This window comes from Alishewanella sp. HL-SH05, assembly GCF_052655985.1.
On record NZ_CP199753.1, the window covers coordinates 529,738 to 550,342 of the forward strand.

The following is a 20,605-nucleotide window of genomic DNA, read 5'->3' on the forward strand; positions in this document are numbered from 1 at the left end:
CGTGCGTTATTGCCTATGAAACATACCATCGCAAACCTTTGCTGCGCTGTTGCCTTACTTACGGGTAGCTTAACGCTACACGCAGCGACACCAGATTCCATAACGGCTGAGAGCACACTATGGCGTTTGGCGCTTGCGGCTAGGCCGGATGAGCAAGTTAGCATGGCGCAAGTGATGTATGCTTTATGGCAGCAAAATCCAAAAGCGTTTCGCGATAACAATGTTAATTATCTTTTAAAAGGTGCGGAATTAACCGTGCCTAACAAAGCACAAATGTTAGCCACCGACGTGACCTTTGCCGCGCAGTGGTATCAACAACAATTAGCCCGTCAAGCGTTGCCAGGCAAAGCGATAGCTGAACCGAAACGCGCTGTCAATGCGGCTAACCCTGAGGTTATGGCAAGTACTAGCCGTGCTGCTGTTAGCCCAGTAAGCCCCCCTACGGCCACAATACCATCCGCTACAGCGGTGAGCAGCGCAGCGCCTGCTCGCGCCACCTTACCCACAAATAACAGCAGTGCTAAGGCTAATACTTCTGCTCGAACTGCAGCAATAGCCCCTGCGCCCAAGCCACAGGGCAGTTGGCGTTGGCAACATGAGCTGGACTTTACGCAGCGCATGTTTAGCCAAAGCGGCTTGCAGCCCAGTAGCAAACAGCACAGCATGCTGAGTTATCGTGGCCAATGGTCTTATGAAAACGCCAGTCGGCAGCACAGTGTTAATTTAGAGCCTTACTTACGTTGGCATCAGCGTGACAGTGAAAGCCATCTTATTGATTTTCAACAAGCCTATTGGCGATATGTGCAAGAGGGTTGGGAAGTAAAAGTAGGTTTAGACACCATTTTTTGGGGCGTTAGTGAGTCACAGCATTTAGTTGACGTGATTAACCAAACGGATGTGACCGCCGGCGTTGAGCTAGAGGCTAAGTTAGGGCAACCGATGCTTGCCCTGCGTCGCAGTGCTGGCGCGGGTACCTTAGATATCTACGTTTTACCTTACTTTCGTGAACGGCAATTTCCTGGTTTAGCGGGCCGTTTAGCTACGCCGTTAGCGGTAAATCATGATTTAGCCTGGTATGAGTCGTCCAAAGCTCAAAATAACCTCGACGTTGCCTTACGATACGCCCATCGTTTTTCGGGTTTAGATGTCGGTTTAAGCTTTTTTAGCGGCACCAGCCGCGAACCCTTATTGCAACCCACTGTAAGCGGTGAGTTACAGCCATTGTATTATCAAATGGAGCAGTATGGGCTCGATCTGCAATGGGTGCAGGGCGATTGGATATGGAAAATGGAGTCGATTTATCGGCGCTTGGGAGTGGATGAATATGCCGCTGCCACTGCGGGTTTTGAGTTTACCCAATATGGTGTGCTGCAACAGGTGTGGGATCTCGGCTGGATTGTCGAATATCAGTATGACAGTCGCGGCCAAACAGCCAGTATGCCGGGGCAAAATGATCTGTTCATCGGCTGGCGCTTAGCGCTGAATGATGTGGCCGGTTCTAGTTTCTTGGTCGGCGTTTTACAAGATTTAGATGAACGTCAAAGCCGCAGTATAAAACTGGAAGGTTCACGGCGTTTAACCGATAGCCTGCGCTTAAGCATTAATGCCTGGTTATTTCAAAGTGAGCAAATCAACGATCCGCTGTATTGGTTGCAACGCGATGACTATTTATCTCTGCAATTGAGCTATTACTTCTAAAACAGACCTCAACCAAGCCTGCCTGCTAACAGAACATTGAAAAAGTGCCTATTTCTGTCGGCAGTGCTTTGGTCTGCTCGGCGTTTGCGGTAGCATAGAGCTTTTGTTTGCGCCCATCTTTTGGGCGTGTTGCCTAAGTGCAATGTAAAGTGAGCCGAGCAATTTGACTGATCACACCAAAGGTGAAGACACCAATTTATTCCCGCTAAGCGATGCGAACCTGACGCAATGGTTTGACACTGCCACTATGCACCGCGCGAAAGCCTATTTGCAGGCCGGTAAGGTGTTGAAGCTCGAATATAATGATGATTTAAGTGAGATCAGTGCCCAAGTATGGGGAGCGGGCTTTGCGCCTTATCGGCAACATTTGTCTTTAGAACAGCATCATGGTCGTTGGCAATTAGAAGCGCGTTGTAGCTGCCCTGTTGGTTTTCGCTGCAAGCATGTGTTGGCGGTGTTATTGCGCTTAAAGCGTGATTATGCGCAGCAACAATTACGGGTTAAGCAATTACCCATGCTGCAGGTCGATAATTGGTTTGCCGAGGTGGAACAACAGCAAGCACCCAACAAAGAAATAGTTGAAGATACCATGCTGTATCTGCTGAGCTACGGTCACAGTGGCTTACAATTGTATCCGCGGCGGGTGAAAATTTTGAAAAAGGGTGGCTATAGTAAAGGCCAGCCTTTAGGAAAATACGATCTGGTGGCACCGCAACCGCCAAGCTGGCTCAGTGCCGAAGACTATCGTTTGCTTACGGTGTTTCGCTCGCATAACCCACAAGATCAGCATGTGTTAGAAGGTCGTTGGGGCTATGAGTTACTGCAGGCCTTTTTCGCCACCGGCCGCTGTTTTTTTGGTGAGGCTCGGCATGAATTAACCTGGCAAGAGCCAAAGGATTTGTCGCTATATTGGCAAGAGCACGAAAATGGCCAGCGACTGCACTGGCAAATTGCTGATGATGAAGCCAACCATCTTATTTTTACTGAACCGCTGTGTTACTTAAATACCGATCATTATTCGCTAGGCGAAGTTAACACGCCTTTAAGTGCGCGCGAGCTTAAACTCTTAGCCAAAATGCCGGTGATCCCACTTAAACAATTATCATCGCGGTTGGGGCAATTACAGCAGTTATTTAAAGAAGTGAGCTTGCCTGTCCCTAAGGGTGTTGCCGTGCAGCAAGTGACGGTTGCCCCCACTCCGGTGTTAGCGTTACAAATGCGTGTGCAACAAGCAAATGCAGCGGCACGACCCACCGCCTTATTGTATTTTGATTATGCTGGGCAGCGGTTACCACTCGATTTAAAACAAGCGCAAACCGAAATCAGCTTGCCAGATCAGACCTTGTTTATTAAACGCCAACGTGAAAACGAAGTGGCAGCACTAGAGCAATTGTTAGCACTGGGATTAGTTAGTTGCGAGCTTGCCCCGCCTGCTGAACGTTTAGCTGCTTTTGATGTTGGCGATGGCCCAGATAACCCAGAGTTATGGCAGCCGTTATTGGCGGAGCTTGATACTTTGCAACAGCAAGGCTGGCAGGTAGAGCAAGCCGCCGATTTTAATTTGCAGATCCTCGATGCCATGCCGTATTTGCAAGTACAAGATGGTAAGCATAGTGGCTTTGAATTAGGTATCCAAGTTGATGTGAACGGCCAGCAAGTGCCGTTATTACCGTTAATCAGCCAATGGTTGCGGCAATATGGTTTACCGGTAAGTGGCCAAACCATTTGGCTCAGTTTACCACAGGGCAAATTAGCCTTGCCGATGCAATTAATTCAGCCGCTGATTGATACCATCGTTGAATTACTCAATTTACAAAAATCGCCGTTAACCTTGGAGTTACCCGATTATAAGGCCGCCATCTTACCCCCGCCTGGTGCCGCTGAGATTCAATATTTAAATGCTAACCGTTTAACTCGGTTAAGTGAGCAACTGCATAATTTCCAAGGCATCGAAGAGGTAACTTTACCCAGTGGCTTAAATGCCGTGTTGCGTTCTTATCAGCAGCAAGGTTTCAACTGGTTGGTTTTTTTACGCTGCTTTGGTTTAGGTGGCGTGTTAGCCGATGATATGGGCTTGGGTAAAACCTTACAAGCGCTCAGCTTTATGTTGTATGAAAAACAACAAGGGCGTTTAAAAAAGCCGGCATTAATTGTTTGCCCCACGTCGTTATTAGGCAATTGGCAAAACGAAGCCGCTCGCTTTACACCTGACTTATCTTTGCTGCAGCTTTACGGCGCTAAACGTCGGCCGTTGTTCGAGCAAATGGATGACTTTGACGTTATTGTTACTAGCTATCCATTGTTAGTGCGCGATCTGCATTTATATCGCCAGCGCGAATTTAGTTTAGTGATACTGGATGAGGCGCAGCATATTAAAAATGCGGGCAGTCAGGCGGCGCAAAGTGTGCGGGCGTTAAAACGTGAATTTAGTTTAGCGTTATCGGGTACGCCGTTAGAGAACCATTTAGGCGAGTTAAAGTCGTTATTTGATTTTGTGTTACCGGGCTTACTGGGTACCGAAGCGCATTTTAATCAGGTGTATCGTAAGCCGATAGAAAAGCATGCGGATACCGAACGTGCTCAGGTGTTAAAACAAAAAATCGCGCCTTTTATGCTGCGGCGCAGTAAAAGCCAGGTTGCCACCGAGTTACCTGAGAAAAACGAGATATTACAACTACTCGAATTAGAAGCGGACCAACGCAATCTGTACGAAAGTATCCGCTTGATTATGGAAACCAAAGTGCGCGAGCTGTTTTTGCGCAAGGGCGTGGCGGCCAGTCAAATTGAGTTTTTAGATGCCTTATTAAAACTGCGTCAAGCTTGTTGTGATGCGCGCTTAGTACCCATTGAACAAGCGCAATTAGTGAAGCACAACGCCAAGCTCAGCTGGTTAAGAGAAAACCTGCCTGAAATGATTGAAGAAGGGCGGCGGGTGTTACTGTTTAGTCAATTTGCCAGCATGCTGCATTTAATAGAACAAGAACTGCAATACATGGGCATTAGCTACAGTAAATTAACGGGGCAAACCAAGCAGCGACAGCAGCAAATTGATGCCTTTCAAAACGGTGAAACGGAAGTCTTTTTGATCAGCCTAAAAGCCGGTGGCACGGGGTTGAATTTAACCGCCGCCGATACCGTTATTCATTACGATCCCTGGTGGAACCCCGCTGCGGAAAACCAAGCGACCGATCGGGCGCATCGCATTGGTCAAGACAAAGTGGTGTTTGTATACAAGCTGATTGCCCGTAATACCGTTGAAGAAAAAGTACAAAAATTACAGCAGTATAAGCAGGGCTTATCGGATCAGTTACTGGGTGGTGGCAAAGGCCAAGTATGGCAAGGCCAAGCCGAAGACTTGCTGGCGCTGTTTACGGCCGATTAAGCCTTATTCTGCCGTGGTTGCTGTGGCAGCCGCAGGCAGTAACGCGAAATATTTGCTTAGTAGGGTAATGTCATCATCAGTAAGACCGCGTGCTTGCGGGCTCATAATGGCATGCTTTCGCTCACCATCACGATAAGCCGTTAGTGCCGCACTCAGCTCGTTAGCCGAGCGCCCCGCAAGATGTGGGTACATGGCATTGCGAGAGATACCTCGCGGCCCATGACACGCTGCACAGGTGCGTGCCCGTGCACTACCCGCGGCTAACGTTTGCTGCTCTGCTGGCGTATAGTCTCGGCTAGGTGCGGGTGGTTGCGTCATATTGTTATCGCAAGCCACTAAGAGCATGGCGGCGAAAATGAACATGGCTTTACGCATACACTTCTCCTTATTATTCATGTAGCTTGCCACAACTTGCTGGTTAAGCCTATTTTTTCTATGGCATGCAACATGAAGAGCGTTGAGAGTATAGATGTTGAAGAGTAATATCAGTTAAGTACTTTTGTTGCCGCTTTGAGCGAATAGCAGAACTATAAGTGTACAATTCCAGTAAAAACGAATCTCTGCTTTACGGTATGTTGCTGACATTCGTTTCTCATAAACCTTACAAATTATCTAATATAGGTAAATTTAGCTCTGATCTAATCTTGGTTAGACAATTAGCAAATTTATATTTATACAAATATATCACTCGTCACTTCAAGGATTTGACTGCTGCATGATTACTGAGCATCAAGCAAACACCAATTTTTAAAATTCACAACATAAGAAGCTAAGGAAAACGTTTATTCATCATAAAGTAACTAATTTGCTGAATGTAAGAAAATCTACCAGATTGGCTTTGCCCTTGAATAAGGATAATTAAATAGCCTCAAGTATTTTAATATTCACTTTAAATATCCAATCTTTTACCGAGCGCTCATAATTCAAGAAGTGTGACGTCAGAAGGTGAGATTTTAGATCATCTTGAGATTCCCACTTTTCTAAAATTGTTATTACTTCATCTTGAGCATGAGTTACGCCCAAGATGTCTGTTTTAACATGCTGTGTTATGGAGTACTCAAGGCAGCCTCTCTCCTCAATAACCAAAGGCTTAATAAGCATAAGCTCCGTTAGTATTTTCCCTTTACAGCCTTGTTTTGCTTCAATTTCCGCAATAACATTAATCATAAACGCCCTCACAAATAAATAAAAAAATTAACTTTTATATTAATAAAATTTAGCTTCATATATCTAGGCAACATTATATGAACGGTAGCTAATGTTTTAGCTACCGTTTTATTTGTCGCTTAGTCCCATTTAGGGGAGAACTCTGGATTAGCTATCCGATCATTTCTATCCAAAGTTTGTATTTGATACATATCGTCATCAGTCAAGGTCAATTGAACTGCTTTTAAGTTTGTATCTAGATTAACTTTCTTAGTAGAGGACGGAATAGTCGCAATGCCCTGTTGGATCTGCCATGCAATAGCGACCTCACTTACAGTTACACTATGCTTTGCAGCTATTTTCTGAAGAGTAACATCTTCCATTACTTTGCCAACAGCCAGTGGCATGTAACCAGTAACTCGAACATTATTTGCTTTACAATGTTCGATAACTTTTCGGTTTTGCAGGAATGGGTGAACTTCAATTTGGTTTGTATAGATTACATTTTCTCTGGACTTCCCAGACTTTGCTAGACACATTTAACAGTTACAATGTAACTTAAATTAGAGGTGTTTATGAGCAAAGGTAAACGTTATACCGAAGAGTTTAAAATTGAAGCAGTAAAGCAAATCACTGATCGTGGTTATTCTGTTCAGGAAGTGGCTGAACGTTTGGGTATTTCAACTAAATCGTTATACCACTGGCGAGACCAGCTTAGTGGCAACAAGGTTGTTGCGCGCCCCAAGTCAAATGACTCTGTTCGCATTGCTAAGCTAGAAGCAGAGCTTAAAAGAGTGACGGAGGAGCGGGACATATTAAAAAAGGCCGCAAGGTACTTTGCAAGTCAGCCAGAGTGAAGTACGCCTTTATCCGTGACCATCTGCGATTATTTTCCGTTTTAGCCATGTGTCGTGTTCTGAAGCTCAATCGCAGTGGTTTTTATGCTTGGCTAAAAGCGCCGTTGAGTCAGCGAACTATTGAAGATCAGCGTTTACTCACGCGGATTAACGCGTTTTATATTGCCAGTGGCGGCACTTATGGCAGCCCCTGGATACATCGTGATCTGCGAGAAGCCGGTGAAACCTGTAGTGTTCATCGTGTGGCTAAAATTATGCGATTGAATCGATTAAAAGCCCAAATAGGCTACAAGCGACGGTATATCAAAGGTGGCAAGCCATCACGGATAGCGGATAACGTGTTAGAGCGCGATTTTAAACCCGTTGCACCTAACACCGCTTGGGTAAGTGACATCACGTATATTCGTACTTATGAGGGCTTTTTATACCTAGCAACGGTCATCGATTTGTTTTCACGTCGCGTTGTGGGTTGGTCTATGGATAAAAACATGGATAAACATTTAGTCATTCAAGCTTTACTGATGGCAGTTTATCAACGACGGCCTAAACACTCAGTTTTAGTGCATAGCGATCAAGGCAGCCAATATGGCAGTGCTGATTATTTATCGTTTATGAAAGAGCATAACTTGAAACCGTCGATGAGCCGCAGAGGCAATTGTCATGATAACGCCGTAGCAGAAAGTTTTTTTGCGACTTTAAAAAAGCGTGTGACGCGTAAAAAGATATATTCGACAAGAGACGAAGCGAAAACCGAGATATTTAACTTTATAGAAATGTTTTACAATCCTAAAAAGCGCCATTCACACACAGGCGGCGTTTCTCCTGCTAAATTTGAAGAAACGTATTTTTTGGAACAACAGACTGTCTAGTAAAAGCTGGGAAGTCCACTCCCAAAATATCAATGGCTTGACTTAGCTGTGTATTATTAAAATTAGAGACTCCTATTTCCAGTGCTAATCCTAATTTTTTGCACTTTTCTAATTCTGTTAAGTAAGACTCCATAGAGACCTTACCGCTTACATCTGGCCAGTGGATTAATAATAAATCAACTGATGTCACTTGAAGTTTCCGTAGACTCTCTTCAACACTCAAAATAAACTTATCTTCGGAGAGATTATCTATCCAAACTTTTGTCGTAATAAATACGTCACCTCTTTTAACCGGGCTATCCGCCAATGCTTGGCCGACTTCAGCTTCATTTCCATATATTTGCGCAGTGTCAATATGCCTATAGCCAGATTCCAAAGCTAACTTTACTGAGTTATATGCTACGTCTCCTTCCAGTCGGAACGTTCCCATACCTAACTTTGGAATATCTTTTAATTGTGTCATTTTTTTCTCCTATGTATTATGAAAAATTGGCAGCACGTTTTCGGCAATAACTTTCATGCTATGTTCTACTGGGCCTTCATTCCGTCGAAAGTGCAGCCCGATATGGTTAACACCTGCCGCTTTCATCGCTGAAAGTTCTTTGATCAAACCGTTAATTCCTGTTTTAACTCCAAAACGATGCCGCTCTATTGGTGCATTTGGGTTATCGGTAAGGTCTAGATGAATGAAACTTACATAAGGTTTATCCCCTGCAACACTTCTCCAAAGCTCAACTCTATGAGAATGATCTTCAGGCGTGCCTGGGTAGGCCAACCATCCATCTAAATTAGTACCAATCCATTCAGGGGTTTGCTGTGCAAGTCCTGCAACATAGAGGGGATATGCAGGAACATGCGGAAGAATCGCTTGCCCAGCTTCAAGTTTTGAAACTGAAGTATCTTTAATTACCTGAGCTGCGTTTCTAAATAATTTTCCGCGAGAACTATAATCCACTTTGAAAAGAGGATATTCGGAGGGTCTATCACCGCTCGCAACGCCGAGTATTAATCGATTATTACTGAGCGCTGCCACAGTATTTGCGGCTTTTTTTACAAGCCATGGTTGACGTAAAGGCAGCACTATCGCCGCAGTACCAAGTAAAATGTTTTTAGTAACTCCAGCTAAGAACCCCAAGTAAGTAAACGCCTCAAAAACCTGAGCAGCATCACCAAAACTTGGGTCGTACAGCGGAACGTCTCTAACCCATGCAGTGCTAAAACCTAATTCATCGGCTGATACGATTCGCTCTTTGTGCAGAGCCATATCGGGTACACCAAAGGCTCTTTTATCACGAATCCTTTTTATTTGCCCATCCTTAGACCAATCATTATCTAGAGGCAATTCAACTCCGATTGAAAACCCAAGTTGCTGTAACTTATCAAAACCCATATCAGAATCCTTAGCGGGGGGGACACCCCCACTTTATTGATGATTAGATTTTTGCTTGATCACGTTTATCTAAGAAACCGGATACTCTTGTTAGAATAATGGCGAACACCACAATCAACGCACCGATCCAAGGAGTGTCAATCAGACCCATATCTTCGACCACCATGCCTCCAATAATCGAACCTATGGCAATGCCAACATTAAAAGCAGCAATATTTAGACCTGAAGCTACATCAACGGCATTCGGAGTGTATTTCTCAGCAAGTTGCACAACATATACTTGTAATCCAGGGACGTTACCAAAGGCGAATGCTCCCCAAATAAGCACCGTTAGTACAGAACCAATTTGATGACCAGCAGTGAACGTAAATGTAAACAGAACAATGGCAAGTGCAGTGAAGATGAGTTGAAGCGCCTTTATTGGACCCATTTTATCTGCAAGCTTACCGCCCCAAATATTCCCGAATGCTACCGAAACACCATAAACCAACATAATTAAGCCAATTAGGCTTGGTTCAAAACCTGAGACTTGTTCCAAAATAGGGGCTAAGTAGGTAAACGCGACAAAAGTACCACCGTAACCAACAGCCGTCATTGCGTAGACCAGCAACAATCTTGGTTGGGTTAACACTTTAAATGTAAGCGTCCGGCGATCACAGGTTAGCGCTCTGATTTAAGTGTCCACTTAACTTTAGTGGACACTTAGTGTCTTAAATCGCGTCACCTGACTGTTTGGATAGATCGATATTCCAAGGTAACAACTCATCGACACGGTTGATGGGGTGATTGCCGATACGTTTGAGTACCGCTGTGAGATAGTCATTTGGATTGATGCCATTGAGTTTAGCGGTGCCGAGTATTGAGTACAGCACGGCAGCTCGCTCTCCTCCAGCAACTGAACCCGCAAACAGGTAATTTTTCCTACCCAAGGCAATCGGCCGCAATGAGCGCTCTGCACTGTTGTTATCTATCTCAGCATAACCGTTATCCACATAGGCAACCAACGCCTCCCACTGTTTCAGAGCATAATGAATAGCCTTGGATAACGGCGAGCCTTTCGATAAGGTACGTAGGGTTGTTTGCAACCACGCATGGAAGCGCTCAAGGATTGGCTTGGCATGTGTGGCTCGGATGTGTTGTCGTTCATCCGGTGGTTTGCCGCGTACCTGCTTTTCAATCACATAGAGGGATTGGATAATGGCAATGGCTTCGTCGGCTAAAGGCGAAGGGCCGCTTTGAGTGATGTCATAGAACTTACGCCGCACGTGTGCCCAGCAACCATGTTGGGTGATTTGCCGTTGGTATAATTCGTTGTAACCGGCATAAGCATCGGCCTGCAGTGAGCCTTTGTAATCTTTTAAATGCGCCGCAGGATGAAGACTTCTTCGGTCTTCACTATATTGCAGCCATACCGCAGGCGGTGTGCTATCTCCCCAGGGGCGACCATCGCGGACATAGGTCCAGTAACGACCTGTTTGCGTGCGACCTTTACCCGGTGATAGCGTCGGTGCGGTGGTATCATCCGCATGTACGTGGTAACTGGCTTTAACATGGCGACCAATGGCATCTGCCAGTGGTGTGAGTAATGCACTCGTTTGTCCTACCCAGTCAGCCAAGGTAGAGCGCTCGATGTCGATGCCTTCACGTTCCATCCGCTCAGCTTGGCGGTACAGCGGTTGATGGTCGAGGTATTTATCAACCATCACCTGTGTGAGCAATGCAGCACTGGCCAGTCCTTTTTTAATCACACGCTCAGGCGCAGCACCTTGCACCAATGTGTCGCAGTGCTGGCAGCTGAATTTAGGGCGTACAATACGGATAACCCGATAAGAGGCCGGCACCACATCCAGCATTTCAGAAACATCATCACCGATATGGGTTAATGCACCCTGACATGCCGGGCACTGGCAAGCCGTTTCAACACGAAGCTCTTCTCGCGGCAATTGTGCAGGCAGAGAGACGCGCCGACGGGGCGTGGCTTTGTTCTCTTTTGCTGGTGCGGCTAGCTTTGGTAAGGCTGCAGTTTGCATCTCAAGCTCTTCAAGCTGTAATTCCAACTGATGAATTTGCTTATCGATATGCTCGGACGAACGTCCGAAGCGGGCACGTTTTAATACGGATAACTGGTGGCGTAACGAGGCAATAACGGTATCCTGCTGGGCAAGCGTTGACTGCAGTTGAAGGATAATTTCCTGCAACTGTTTTGGGTCATTGGGTAAGGAAGATGCCATCGTTTTCATGCGCTGCATAATAACATAAAAATCCAGCTAACTCATTGATTAAATGCAATTATGCGGCGTTTATTGGTCTATTTTTTCTGGCAGGTGGCCGCCAGTCTAAGCCTTCCAGTAACAGCGCCAATTCGGCTTGTGTTAAATGCACAGCCCCCGATTTTGCACTTGGCCAAACAAATTTACCCTGCTCCAGTCGCTTGTAAAATAAACATAACCCCTGACCATCCCACCAGAGCAATTTAACCCGGTCGCTACGACGTCCGCGAAACACAAATACGTGACCGCTAAACGGGTCTTTTTGCAGCACATGCTGCGCCATTGCAGCCAGGCCATCAAAGCCTTTGCGCATATCGGTGTAACCGGCACACAGCCAAATGCGCACGTCATGCGATAACATCATCATGACAACGCCACCACGAGTTGGTGCAACATGTCCGGCGTGGCGTCGTGTAGCACCAGTTGGTGACCGCTACGAAACGATACCGTTATTGCAGCAGGTTTATGTAACACCGGCACCGCGTCAACCGCACGAACACTGACAGGAAGGAATGGCATGGGAGCCGCTGACGTATTCACTTCACCTTTAGCGCGCCTGACCCACAATGCATTACCGAGGTTAACGTCTCGGATCCAGCGAAACACTTGGTTGGTATTGACATCATATTTGCGCGCTAATTGAGATACTGAAAGGGTTTGTTCTTTCGATTCCTGGACGATCTGCCATTTTAATTCGGGGGAAAAGAACCGACGTATATCGGGTTGTTTTAAAGCTGGCATACATAACTCTCATTGTTGGCAACAGTGAAAGATATGATGCGTGATCAGTCAGCAAATAAAAGATGTGATGGCCGGACGCCTACCTTTAAATTGTTCAGATAATTTTGCCGGTGCTGCTTGCTTTAGGTTCGATGGAACGAGGATTGCGCTCCCAATTAAAGCCACTAGTCCCAGTATGGAAACAATTAAAAAAGTCGCTCTCCAGCCTAACTCCTGGCCGATCCAAGTACCAAGGGGAACACCTGTCACTAAGGCAACAGTTAAACCGGTGAACATGATGGCAATAGCACTCGCTTCCTTATCTTTGCTAACTAAACTAGTAGCAATAGTGGAACCGATGGAAAAAAAGACACCATGTGCAAGCCCAGTTAATATGCGAGCAATAATGAGCGTCTCGTAACCTGGCGCTTGCCAAGCAATTAAGTTACCCAAAACGAACAGAGCCATAAGAGTAAGTAACACAGACTTACGATTCCAGCGGCCTGTCAAAGCGGTAAGCACTGGAGCACCAATTGCTACACCTAGAGCGTATAAGCTAATCAGTAAACCAGCGGACGGTAATGAAACCCCTAAATCAGCTGCTATGGTTGGGATAAGACCAACAATAACGAATTCAGTCGTTCCTATCGCAAATGCACTTAATGTTAGTGCGAGTAAAGCTAAGGGCATATCTTTAATCCTCAAATAGTTTAAGTGTTGCGATTTTCGACTATTGAGGTTCTTACAAAAACAGTATTAAAGACAAAATACTTTTGATAAAAATGCAATAATGTTGCGAGATTTTTTGCTACTGATGCTATAAAGTTAACTCAGGCGTTAAAGGAGACTTTAATGATTGTAAAGTCAAAAACAGAAGATCTAGAAAACTTTATCACAGTTGTAGATTGTGGAAGTTTTACTGGTGCAGCTAATTTGCTTAACACTCAGGTTGCGACAATATCCCGCTCGATATCACGATTAGAGAGGGAATTAGAGGCGACCTTATTTAATAGAAGTACTAGACGGGTAGAGTTATCTGAAGAAGGGTATCTGTTTCTAAAGTACGCAAAAGAAAGCTTAGATATCCTTAGCCGGGGAGAGGAAGAGTTAAATAATCTTAAAGGTGTCCCTAAAGGTCGATTACGAGTGGATGCAGCAAGTCCGTTTCTATTCCATCAAGTAATACCTTATATCGAAGACTTTCAAATTGCATATCCAGAAATTCAATTAGACCTCATTTCAAATGAAAATATTATCGATCTGATAGAAAAAAAGACCGATGTTGCTATCAGGATTGGGAAGTTGGCTGATTCCAATTTATATGCAAAAAAACTAGGGAATAGCACACTTCATATTGTCGCAAGCCCTAGATATTTGGCTAAGAACAGCGTACCTCATAACCTCTCTGAATTAAAACAGCATGATTTAATCGGATTTGCTGACTCACCTAAGCTAAACAATTGGTTTTTAAAGGAAGAAATCGACCTACGCCCCAGAATTACCGCAAGCAACGGTGAAGCGATAAGGCAGCTTACCTTAAACGGCAATGGTATAGCATTGCTGTCAAACTTCATGATCAGAAAAGACATCGAGAATAACCGTCTTGTAGAGTTGCTACCAAGCTCAGTTATTTCCCCTAATCCTCGAGAGGAGATCCACGCTGTCTACTATAAAAACTCAGCAGTATCGTCGAGAATTTCGGCCTTTGTAAATTTCTTTTCAAAGAAATTCAGCTTATAAAAAAGACCTAATTCATCAAACTAACAGTGGGATAAAATATTTTTCCCACTGTGTCTATAGAAAGTTAATTTAGTTTAAGGTCACGACTGCTTTGCTCTTTGAACATTCGCTATGCTTCAAAGCATTTTTAAGTTCGTCAAAAGCAAAGATAGTTTTATTTGGCAACATTATCTCAAACCTCGTTATTTGAGAAAGCAATCTCTCTGCGCTTTTCATCAGCATGCTCCAATCATCCGAGTCTCCATAGTCATGCAGAGCACCGAGCGCGACCTCATGGTAAGATATTGATCTTGTAAATGCTGGGTCTACTGGAGTAGATACCCTGTCTTGAATGCAGACTAAATGTCCATTAGCTTTGAGGTGATTCCCAGTGAACCAGATGATGGCAACAGATTACGGTGTCCATGTTTTGGAAAACATACTTTGTGATGACCTCGCAAAAGATAAAGCATGGGAATTTATGTTCGTTCTCGGCCATCCGTTATACGAAGGTACAACTCAGGTTCAAATTAATCCGGTAGCGATCAGATAAGCCATACCCTATGTCGTGATATTGCAGGATATTAGTGTCGTGTAATATCACACATGTATAATATAGATGTGCCTGCAATGCTGAAAAATTCATAAATAAAAATATTTATCTTGCGTTTGGATGTCTTACATTAATTTCATAACTATTTAAGTTAAAGAAAGCCGTTGATAATGGATCTCTTTATTATTTCATAAGATAAATTTTCGCTTTTCAAAAACTAGCCGAGTAAGCTTCATATTCAACAAAATACCGCTATTCAGTTCAAAGCGGTCACTAAAGATTATATTAAAAATGTCTGCAATTGGCACACATCGGTTGTTCAGCCAAGTACATACCGCTACGAAAAATCTCCCCCTTTGCAGCGAGCCGACTGATCATCGTTGGCCAAGGTTTTAAGAAAACGGGTGGTTGAGTGCGGCGACGGTAGCGCTGCGCAAGTGATGTTTTCGCCTTGGACATCGCAGGTACAGTCAGGCTTTCGAGCGAAATTGAGCCGCATTTTCTTTAGATACTTTCTTTTGGCGACGAAAAAAAGTCTCTCGCCCATGGCGAAAAGGTTAACCGCTGCGTAAAGCTTCGGCTGGAGCTCGCGGTAAATCCCTCCCTTCACGCCCCTCTTTTTCATCCCTGTAAAAGACCTCTCCAGCCAAAGTTTACTTTTCTCTTAACTTGCCCTAAATACATCCTGGCGAATGAAGCGTTTGGGATCAGCGACTAAGCGTTCGACGACGCGATACCAACAAACCAGCAAAAGCCAGCAACATCATTGATAAGGTCGAGGGAGCTGGCACAGGAGCGGCCGGGTCTTGTGGATTAGAAGGTAAGATTTCAAAAGAAGAGGCTAGCCCTTCCGTCGAATCCCAGTCAGAGTAGTTTGACTCACTGACTGAGCCAAAACCATTGCACGTTAAACGGCGATCGCCTGGCACAGCGCAACGCACATCAACTCTGTCGACTGCTAATCCTAAGCCACCGTTAGGGCCAGCTCCAGGAACACCACTCATCATAAGATCTACGCGAAACAAATACTCTTGCCTTACTAAGGGGTTGTACCACGTATTTTGCGGGGTGGCAGGACCATAGAACGGGTCAAACATAAATTCTTGTTGAATGAACATGTAACCATTGCTGTATAAAAGCGCTGTTGCACCAGCGCCGGGCTGCCTGAGGTATCCCCAGAAATTCTGTAGTTAAAATAAAAAGTTAGGCGATTAGGGAACATTCATGGTGGTTCCCGATCTGATCATTCGCCAAAACTCACAAAACGCGGATGGTCACCATGAATGTAAAAACTATGCTCGCTGATTTCCTCACATTTGTCACCCCCAAAACGATGCATAAAACCCGATTTTCGGTGTTTTTAGATGCTGTAACAGCTTTGACCAAAGATGCGCGGTGCACCGTCACAGCGATTGGTCGCGCTATGCCAGGCACATCTGACAAAGTCAGCATTAAGCGCGCGGATAGATTGCTCAGCAATGCCAATTTACAACGGGAACTGCCTCTGATCTATGCGGCAATGACTCATTTGATTGTCAGTAGCAAAACGCAGCCGCTCATTTTGATTGACTGGAGCAACGCTGATACCGCGAAGCGCCATTTTATTTTGCGAGCCAGCATCGCTGTTGATGGCAGAGCACTCACGCTATTACAAAAAGTGGCGGCGGCAGAAGATTACACTTGCCCACATTTGCACTGGGCGTTTTTAAAGCAACTCAAGGCCATGTTACCTAGCGACTGTAAGCCTGTTATCGTCACCGATGCTGGCTTTAAAGTGCCTTGGCTTAAGCAGGTGCGCAAATTAGGCTGGCATTATGTCGCCAGAGTCAGAGGTAATGTGAAGCTTAAACTGGCAGAGCAAACAGAGTTTATGACCGTAAATGCGCTTTATAAAAAAGCTCGCGCCACCCCTAAACACTTAGGCGCAATCGTGCTGACTCAGACGCAACATTATGAAACCCGCGCGATTCTAGTTGGTAAAGGCTATAAGCTATTGAAGCGAGACAAAAATAAGTCTTACAAAGAACCTTGGTTATTGGTGTCATCTTTGCCTGAGTGCCATGGCTACGCAGATAAAATCGCCAAGTGCTACAGTAGCCGGATGCAAATTGAAGAAAGTTTCCGAGACCAGAAAAGCTCACGTTATGGCTTAGGAAGCGACCTGCACGGCACTAAAATCAAATCACGTTTGGGTATATTGCTGTTACTCGCGGCACTGGCAAATTGGTTCCACTACCTGATGGGTTCGGCGGGTGAAAAGGCTGGCTTACATTTGCGATATCAGGCTAATACGGTAAAAAATCGGCGAGTGCTTGCACTGAACTTCCTCGGGATACTGCTTTGTAAGGAACCGAAACTGCCTATTCGCAGACACGATTATCAGCAAGGGCTAAAGCAGATCTTGCACTGGGTTGCACAGTGGGACTGGGCGCTAATCAAATTGGCAAAGAGCTAATAGTATGTATCTTAATTTTGTGGGGATCCCTCAGCCGGGCTGCATTAGCGTTGAAGATGAATATTGGATAGTCCACTGAGGAAAGTTAAATCCTGGCGCAATACCGTGGGGCATAATAACTTGTAACAAATAATTACTGATAGTGCTTTCACCAGTGGCTGAGCGATTAATATCAATTGAGCCAGTCACCGAACCATTCAAGCCAGTACTACCAAATGCATTGCCTGAGCCATCTGAGTTGTGCGTGAAACCATTTGATACAGCCGTTCGATTAAAAAAGGATTCCGTATCAAAATTAAAACGAATAATGTCAGCTTTTACTGTAGATACAAAAAAAAGCATGGGGAATAACAAAAAAATTGAATTCAACAACGAGCCAAGCTTAGTTTTACTGTTCATAAAGCAACCTCTTTATTGGTTATTATTTTTTATGCAATCAAAAATTAGCAATAACTGCGCCATAAAATAATTAATTTAAATAACAGGTAATTATGTAGTATTAACTTTTATTCACTCTCGCTAGTGTAAAAATTTCTGACGATGGTGTTAGCCATCATTGCTTACGGTTTATATCTAAGTGTCATTTGTAATAAGACGTTAAGCGTTAAAATAAATCGTGTGTGGTGGACAAATATTGAACGGTCCAAACGGCTAGTTTTGGCACCAAGCTGACAAAAAATGACACCCTCGCAGTATTTATCCCCCTTTGCAGCGAGCCGACTGATCATAGTTGGCCAAGGTTTTAAGAAAACGGGCGTTTGAGTGCGGCGACGGTAGCGCCGCGCGAGTTACGTTTTCGCCTTGGACGACGCATGAGCAGTTGGGCTTTCGAGCGGAAGTGGGGTCGCATTTTCTTTGGATACTTTCTTTTGGCGACGCAAAAGAAGGTATCTCACCGCAGGTGAAATCGTTGATAGACATGCTCTAAACTTATGCGGGGATTATGTTGCAAACGATTGCCGCTAAGTAATTGAGATATATGTGAAAAATGCTTAGCGCACCCCCCGAAGCGCTTGGCCATTTTCGCTGCGTGTCACGGGGCAGTTCACCACAATATTTGTCATCTCTAGCACGACTTCTTTATTCTCCTCGGCAGCCAGTACTTCTTCTTCAGACTTTAGTTCGCGCGGGGTTGCTTGCGTGGACCATCTAACCATTACAACTCGCCAAAGTGGGCTGTAACTGCGGTCTTTGTTCTCGGTACCAACCGGATCCGGTGCAGACTGAAAAACGCTGATTTGTTCTTCGTTAGGAAATTTGTATACGCGTTCTACAATAGAAGATCCTCTGGGCATGTTGATTGCTGAGGCAAGTTTAGGTACATGGTTTGCTCCCATCATTTGAGCCATTGCCAAATCAGAGATGTCGGTTGTGATGTACTCGACGACTCGGCCATCGATCCACGCTCTGCTGAGCGGTAACACGGTTTCGCTGCGTCCGGCATCGAATACAGGTGAGGTACAAGCAGAGAGTAGCGCAATAACGATGGTAGGAAAAATGGCGAATTTCATGACTGACCTCTATTTGATTTGCTGCTTGGCGCTGCAAGAGTTAGCAAAGCGCTACATCTAAGGCGCGATGATAATTTGTTTTAGATAAGCCTAGCATGGCGTTGACTTAATAAGGTGAAAGTGAACGTATTTTTTATGGTAAGTGTTTGAGATTAGAGATTAAGCGCTAGATACTGAGCGTCCATATTCACTCATAACCCCTTTATATCTGCGGAAACTGGCTTTATGCCAGTTTGCTGTCTGGCCCGCACAGCCTGATAAATAGTCGCCATTATGGTTTAATGGTTAAAAACAGGGCAGCTATGCCAATAATGTCTGTGCGATTAAATTAAGGTGAACAATGTGCGTAAAACTACGTTAGTTATATTCATGTTAGGGCTACTTGTGGCCTGCGATAAAATGCAAACCCTTTCTGAAGCGGCGCAAGTAGAGCGCACTATCCGCCAAGAGGTGAAGCGCGATGTTACGGGGTTAACTGCGTTAACTCAGGCGGCAGATGAAACCGAGTATGATGGCTTTGCCTGGCGACGGGGCGAGACTATTCAAATTCGCCAGCGCCAAAACGGTGAGTTAACGCTGTTAAAGGACGTGCAAGCCCCTGAGATTATTGCGACTGCGGTAAAACACAATATTCCCAGTTTTAGTGTGGTGCGTTATCAGCAAGGTTGGTTAGTGGTGTTTCGTACCTACGTCAGTAGCCATTGTCAGGTCGTTTATGCGTATGCTTATCACGGCAAATTGGATAACACGCCGCAATGTAGTGATGCAGTATTTGCTGAGCAGGCGAATGGGAAGTGTCAAAGCCCGATAAATGATGAGTGGCAAGTATTTAAAGAATGGTTTTTTGCCGAGTCACTGGTTGCTGAAGGTAACCCGGTATGTGCGGAAAAAGTAGCACAAGGCTGGCAAACGCCAGTGCAAATTAATAATTAAAATGATATTTGCAACAAGGTTTCGGTGGCTTGGCTAGGGCTGCCCTTTAGCGTGAGCCGAGCTCTCTAGCGGTATTGGCGCGCATTTTCTTTAGATGCTTGTTTGTGCTGCAAAAGTAAGTCTCTTTCCGCAGGTGAAAGCGTTGCTGCCGTTAGAGCTAACTGCGTAAAAATGTGACACCGGGTGCTGGCACAGCGAGTGAATTAACGCCGTTTCGATATGGTTTTCGACTATTTTCTAGTTAAAATGACTAACTTAAGTTTGATGTCTATTTTTAAGGTGCTGTTATTAATAGGTTTATTAAGTTGGCTATGTTTTTGCAATGCTCAACCTATCTTAATTATTTGCGAGTACTATTTATGAAAATGAGCACCTTAACCCTGGCTGTTAGCCTTACTTTAGCTGCCTGTTATGTTGGCGGTGTTATGCCTTTTTCCGCGAAGGCGGCAGAAACTGCCACGCAAAATGCGGAAGATATTTCCAAAGTGAATGGCAGTATTAAAGTGGCCGCCGGCAGCGTAGCGGGTGAGGTGAGCACCGTGAATGGCAGCATCAATTTAGCGGAGGATAGTCAGGTACAATCGGCATCTACGGTAAATGGCAGTATTACTTTGGCAGAGCGAGCGCAGGTTACCGGAGAGGCCTCAACAGTAAATGGCAGTATTAAACTGGCCTCAGGCAGCAAGGTGATGGGCGCACTGAGTACGGTGAATGGCGACATGGTGATCAACAGCAGTACCGTAGCGGGCGATGTTAGTACGGTAAATGGCACTTTGAAAATTGAAGGCAGCCAAATCGCTGGAAATCTAACGACGTTAAACGGTAATGTTAGTTTGCTGGCAGGCTCAGTAGTGCAGGGCGATCTGGTTTATGCCGAGCGCACTGCCCGTAAAAGTTGGTTTGGCTGGTTTGGTAAGGATAAGCATAAACCGGCAACCTTAACCATCAGTGCCGATTCAAACGTGCAGGGGCAGATCATCTTAAAACAAGAGGTGAACTTGAAATTAGAAAATGCCGAACTGGCAGCACGCGTGGTAAAGCAATACACCGAGTAGCGGGCCAAAAAAAGCGGCAGGTTTTCCAGCCTGCCGCTTTTAAGCGA

General features: G+C 45.0%; 18 protein-coding genes and 3 pseudogenes. 8 read left to right on the forward strand and 13 right to left on the reverse strand.

Features of this window, described 5'->3' with window-relative positions; genetic code table 11:
* The first annotated feature begins 15 nt into the window (after positions 1-15).
* Both ACUJFL_RS02325 and ACUJFL_RS02330 read left to right on the forward strand, forming a co-directional pair.
* Positions 16-1,698: a type IV pilus assembly protein FimV gene (locus ACUJFL_RS02325; protein ID WP_445428386.1), complete on the forward strand. Its 1,683-nt coding sequence runs from the start codon at positions 16-18 to the stop codon at positions 1,696-1,698.
* A gap of 163 nt (positions 1,699-1,861) precedes the next feature.
* Complete coding sequence (locus ACUJFL_RS02330; RefSeq protein WP_445428387.1) at positions 1,862-5,080, forward strand: DEAD/DEAH box helicase; 3,219 nt, start codon at positions 1,862-1,864, stop codon at positions 5,078-5,080.
* A gap of 3 nt (positions 5,081-5,083) precedes the next feature.
* Here ACUJFL_RS02330 and ACUJFL_RS02335 read toward each other — a convergent pair whose 3' ends face one another.
* From ACUJFL_RS02335 to ACUJFL_RS02345, 3 genes are all read right to left on the reverse strand, one after another.
* The gene (locus ACUJFL_RS02335) at positions 5,084-5,455 is read right to left on the reverse strand and encodes a c-type cytochrome (RefSeq protein WP_226750453.1); all 372 of its coding nucleotides are present in this window, start codon (positions 5,453-5,455) and stop codon (positions 5,084-5,086) included.
* 483 nt (positions 5,456-5,938) lie between these two features.
* A complete protein-coding gene (locus tag ACUJFL_RS02340; RefSeq protein WP_445428388.1) occupies positions 5,939-6,247 on the reverse strand; it encodes a putative quinol monooxygenase in 309 nt (102 codons plus the stop codon).
* 119 nt (positions 6,248-6,366) lie between these two features.
* On the reverse strand, positions 6,367-6,765 hold the full coding sequence (locus tag ACUJFL_RS02345) for an aldo/keto reductase (protein ID WP_445428389.1): 399 nt from the start codon (positions 6,763-6,765) through the stop codon (positions 6,367-6,369).
* Between the two features lie 36 nt (positions 6,766-6,801).
* Here ACUJFL_RS02345 and ACUJFL_RS02350 point away from each other — a divergent pair.
* A protein-coding gene (locus ACUJFL_RS02350) for an IS3 family transposase (RefSeq protein WP_445427347.1) occupies positions 6,802-7,952 on the forward strand; the annotation gives its coding sequence in 2 pieces (ribosomal slippage) (positions 6,802-7,042 and positions 7,042-7,952; 1,152 coding nt in all).
* Between the two features lie 22 nt (positions 7,953-7,974).
* Here ACUJFL_RS02350 and ACUJFL_RS02355 read toward each other — a convergent pair.
* The 7 genes and pseudogenes from ACUJFL_RS02355 to ACUJFL_RS02385 form a co-directional block, all read right to left on the reverse strand.
* A pseudogene (locus ACUJFL_RS02355) lies at positions 7,975-8,415 on the reverse strand (aldo/keto reductase); the annotation flags it as partial.
* A gap of 9 nt (positions 8,416-8,424) precedes the next feature.
* Positions 8,425-9,342, reverse strand: a complete 918-nt coding sequence (locus tag ACUJFL_RS02360) for a TIGR03571 family LLM class oxidoreductase (protein ID WP_445428390.1) — start codon at positions 9,340-9,342, stop codon at positions 8,425-8,427.
* 43 nt (positions 9,343-9,385) lie between these two features.
* Positions 9,386-9,976: pseudogene (locus ACUJFL_RS02365) on the reverse strand (MFS transporter); the annotation flags it as partial.
* A gap of 76 nt (positions 9,977-10,052) precedes the next feature.
* Positions 10,053-11,582 carry an IS66 family transposase gene (gene tnpC / locus ACUJFL_RS02370; RefSeq protein ID WP_445429053.1) on the reverse strand — a complete coding sequence of 510 codons (1,530 nt, stop codon included), beginning with the start codon at positions 11,580-11,582 and terminating at the stop codon, positions 10,053-10,055.
* Positions 11,583-11,631: 49 nt separating this feature from the next.
* The gene (tnpB, locus tag ACUJFL_RS02375) at positions 11,632-11,979 is read right to left on the reverse strand and encodes an IS66 family insertion sequence element accessory protein TnpB (protein WP_445425056.1); all 348 of its coding nucleotides are present in this window, start codon (positions 11,977-11,979) and stop codon (positions 11,632-11,634) included.
* Positions 11,976-12,353, reverse strand: coding sequence for a transposase (locus ACUJFL_RS02380; protein ID WP_445426215.1), 378 nt, complete (start codon positions 12,351-12,353; stop codon positions 11,976-11,978). The genes tnpB and ACUJFL_RS02380 overlap by 4 nt, the downstream gene beginning before the upstream one ends.
* 84 nt (positions 12,354-12,437) lie before the next feature.
* Positions 12,438-13,022, reverse strand: a pseudogene (locus tag ACUJFL_RS02385) (MFS transporter); the annotation flags it as partial.
* A 162-nt stretch (positions 13,023-13,184) separates the two neighbouring features.
* Between ACUJFL_RS02385 and ACUJFL_RS02390 the strand changes: the two are divergent.
* Together ACUJFL_RS02390 and ACUJFL_RS02395 are read left to right on the forward strand one after the other, a co-directional pair.
* On the forward strand, positions 13,185-14,072 hold the full coding sequence (locus tag ACUJFL_RS02390; RefSeq protein WP_445428391.1) for a LysR family transcriptional regulator: 888 nt from the start codon (positions 13,185-13,187) through the stop codon (positions 14,070-14,072).
* 370 nt (positions 14,073-14,442) lie between these two features.
* Positions 14,443-14,604, forward strand: a complete 162-nt coding sequence (locus ACUJFL_RS02395) for a hypothetical protein (protein WP_445428392.1) — start codon at positions 14,443-14,445, stop codon at positions 14,602-14,604.
* Between the two features lie 707 nt (positions 14,605-15,311).
* Here the strand turns inward: ACUJFL_RS02395 and ACUJFL_RS02400 are convergent.
* On the reverse strand, positions 15,312-15,722 hold the full coding sequence (locus tag ACUJFL_RS02400; RefSeq protein ID WP_445428393.1) for a PEP-CTERM sorting domain-containing protein: 411 nt from the start codon (positions 15,720-15,722) through the stop codon (positions 15,312-15,314).
* Positions 15,723-15,874: 152 nt separating this feature from the next.
* Here ACUJFL_RS02400 and ACUJFL_RS02405 point away from each other — a divergent pair, with 152 nt between their 5' ends.
* Complete coding sequence (locus ACUJFL_RS02405) at positions 15,875-17,059, forward strand: IS4 family transposase (RefSeq protein WP_445427355.1); 1,185 nt, start codon at positions 15,875-15,877, stop codon at positions 17,057-17,059.
* A gap of 30 nt (positions 17,060-17,089) precedes the next feature.
* On the opposite strand, the gene ACUJFL_RS02410 is transcribed toward ACUJFL_RS02405, so the two are convergent.
* Positions 17,090-17,458 carry a hypothetical protein gene (locus tag ACUJFL_RS02410; protein ID WP_445428394.1) on the reverse strand — a complete coding sequence of 123 codons (369 nt, stop codon included), beginning with the start codon at positions 17,456-17,458 and terminating at the stop codon, positions 17,090-17,092.
* Positions 17,459-18,051: 593 nt separating this feature from the next.
* A complete protein-coding gene (locus ACUJFL_RS02415) occupies positions 18,052-18,570 on the reverse strand; it encodes a DUF7482 domain-containing protein (protein WP_445428395.1) in 519 nt (172 codons plus the stop codon).
* A 342-nt stretch (positions 18,571-18,912) separates the two neighbouring features.
* Here ACUJFL_RS02415 and ACUJFL_RS02420 point away from each other — a divergent pair, with 342 nt between their 5' ends.
* Together ACUJFL_RS02420 and ACUJFL_RS02425 are read left to right on the forward strand one after the other, a co-directional pair.
* Positions 18,913-19,503 carry a hypothetical protein gene (locus ACUJFL_RS02420; RefSeq protein ID WP_445428396.1) on the forward strand — a complete coding sequence of 197 codons (591 nt, stop codon included), beginning with the start codon at positions 18,913-18,915 and terminating at the stop codon, positions 19,501-19,503.
* Positions 19,504-19,862: 359 nt separating this feature from the next.
* A complete protein-coding gene (locus ACUJFL_RS02425) occupies positions 19,863-20,558 on the forward strand; it encodes a hypothetical protein (protein ID WP_445428397.1) in 696 nt (231 codons plus the stop codon).
* The last annotated feature ends 47 nt before the right edge of the window (positions 20,559-20,605 follow it).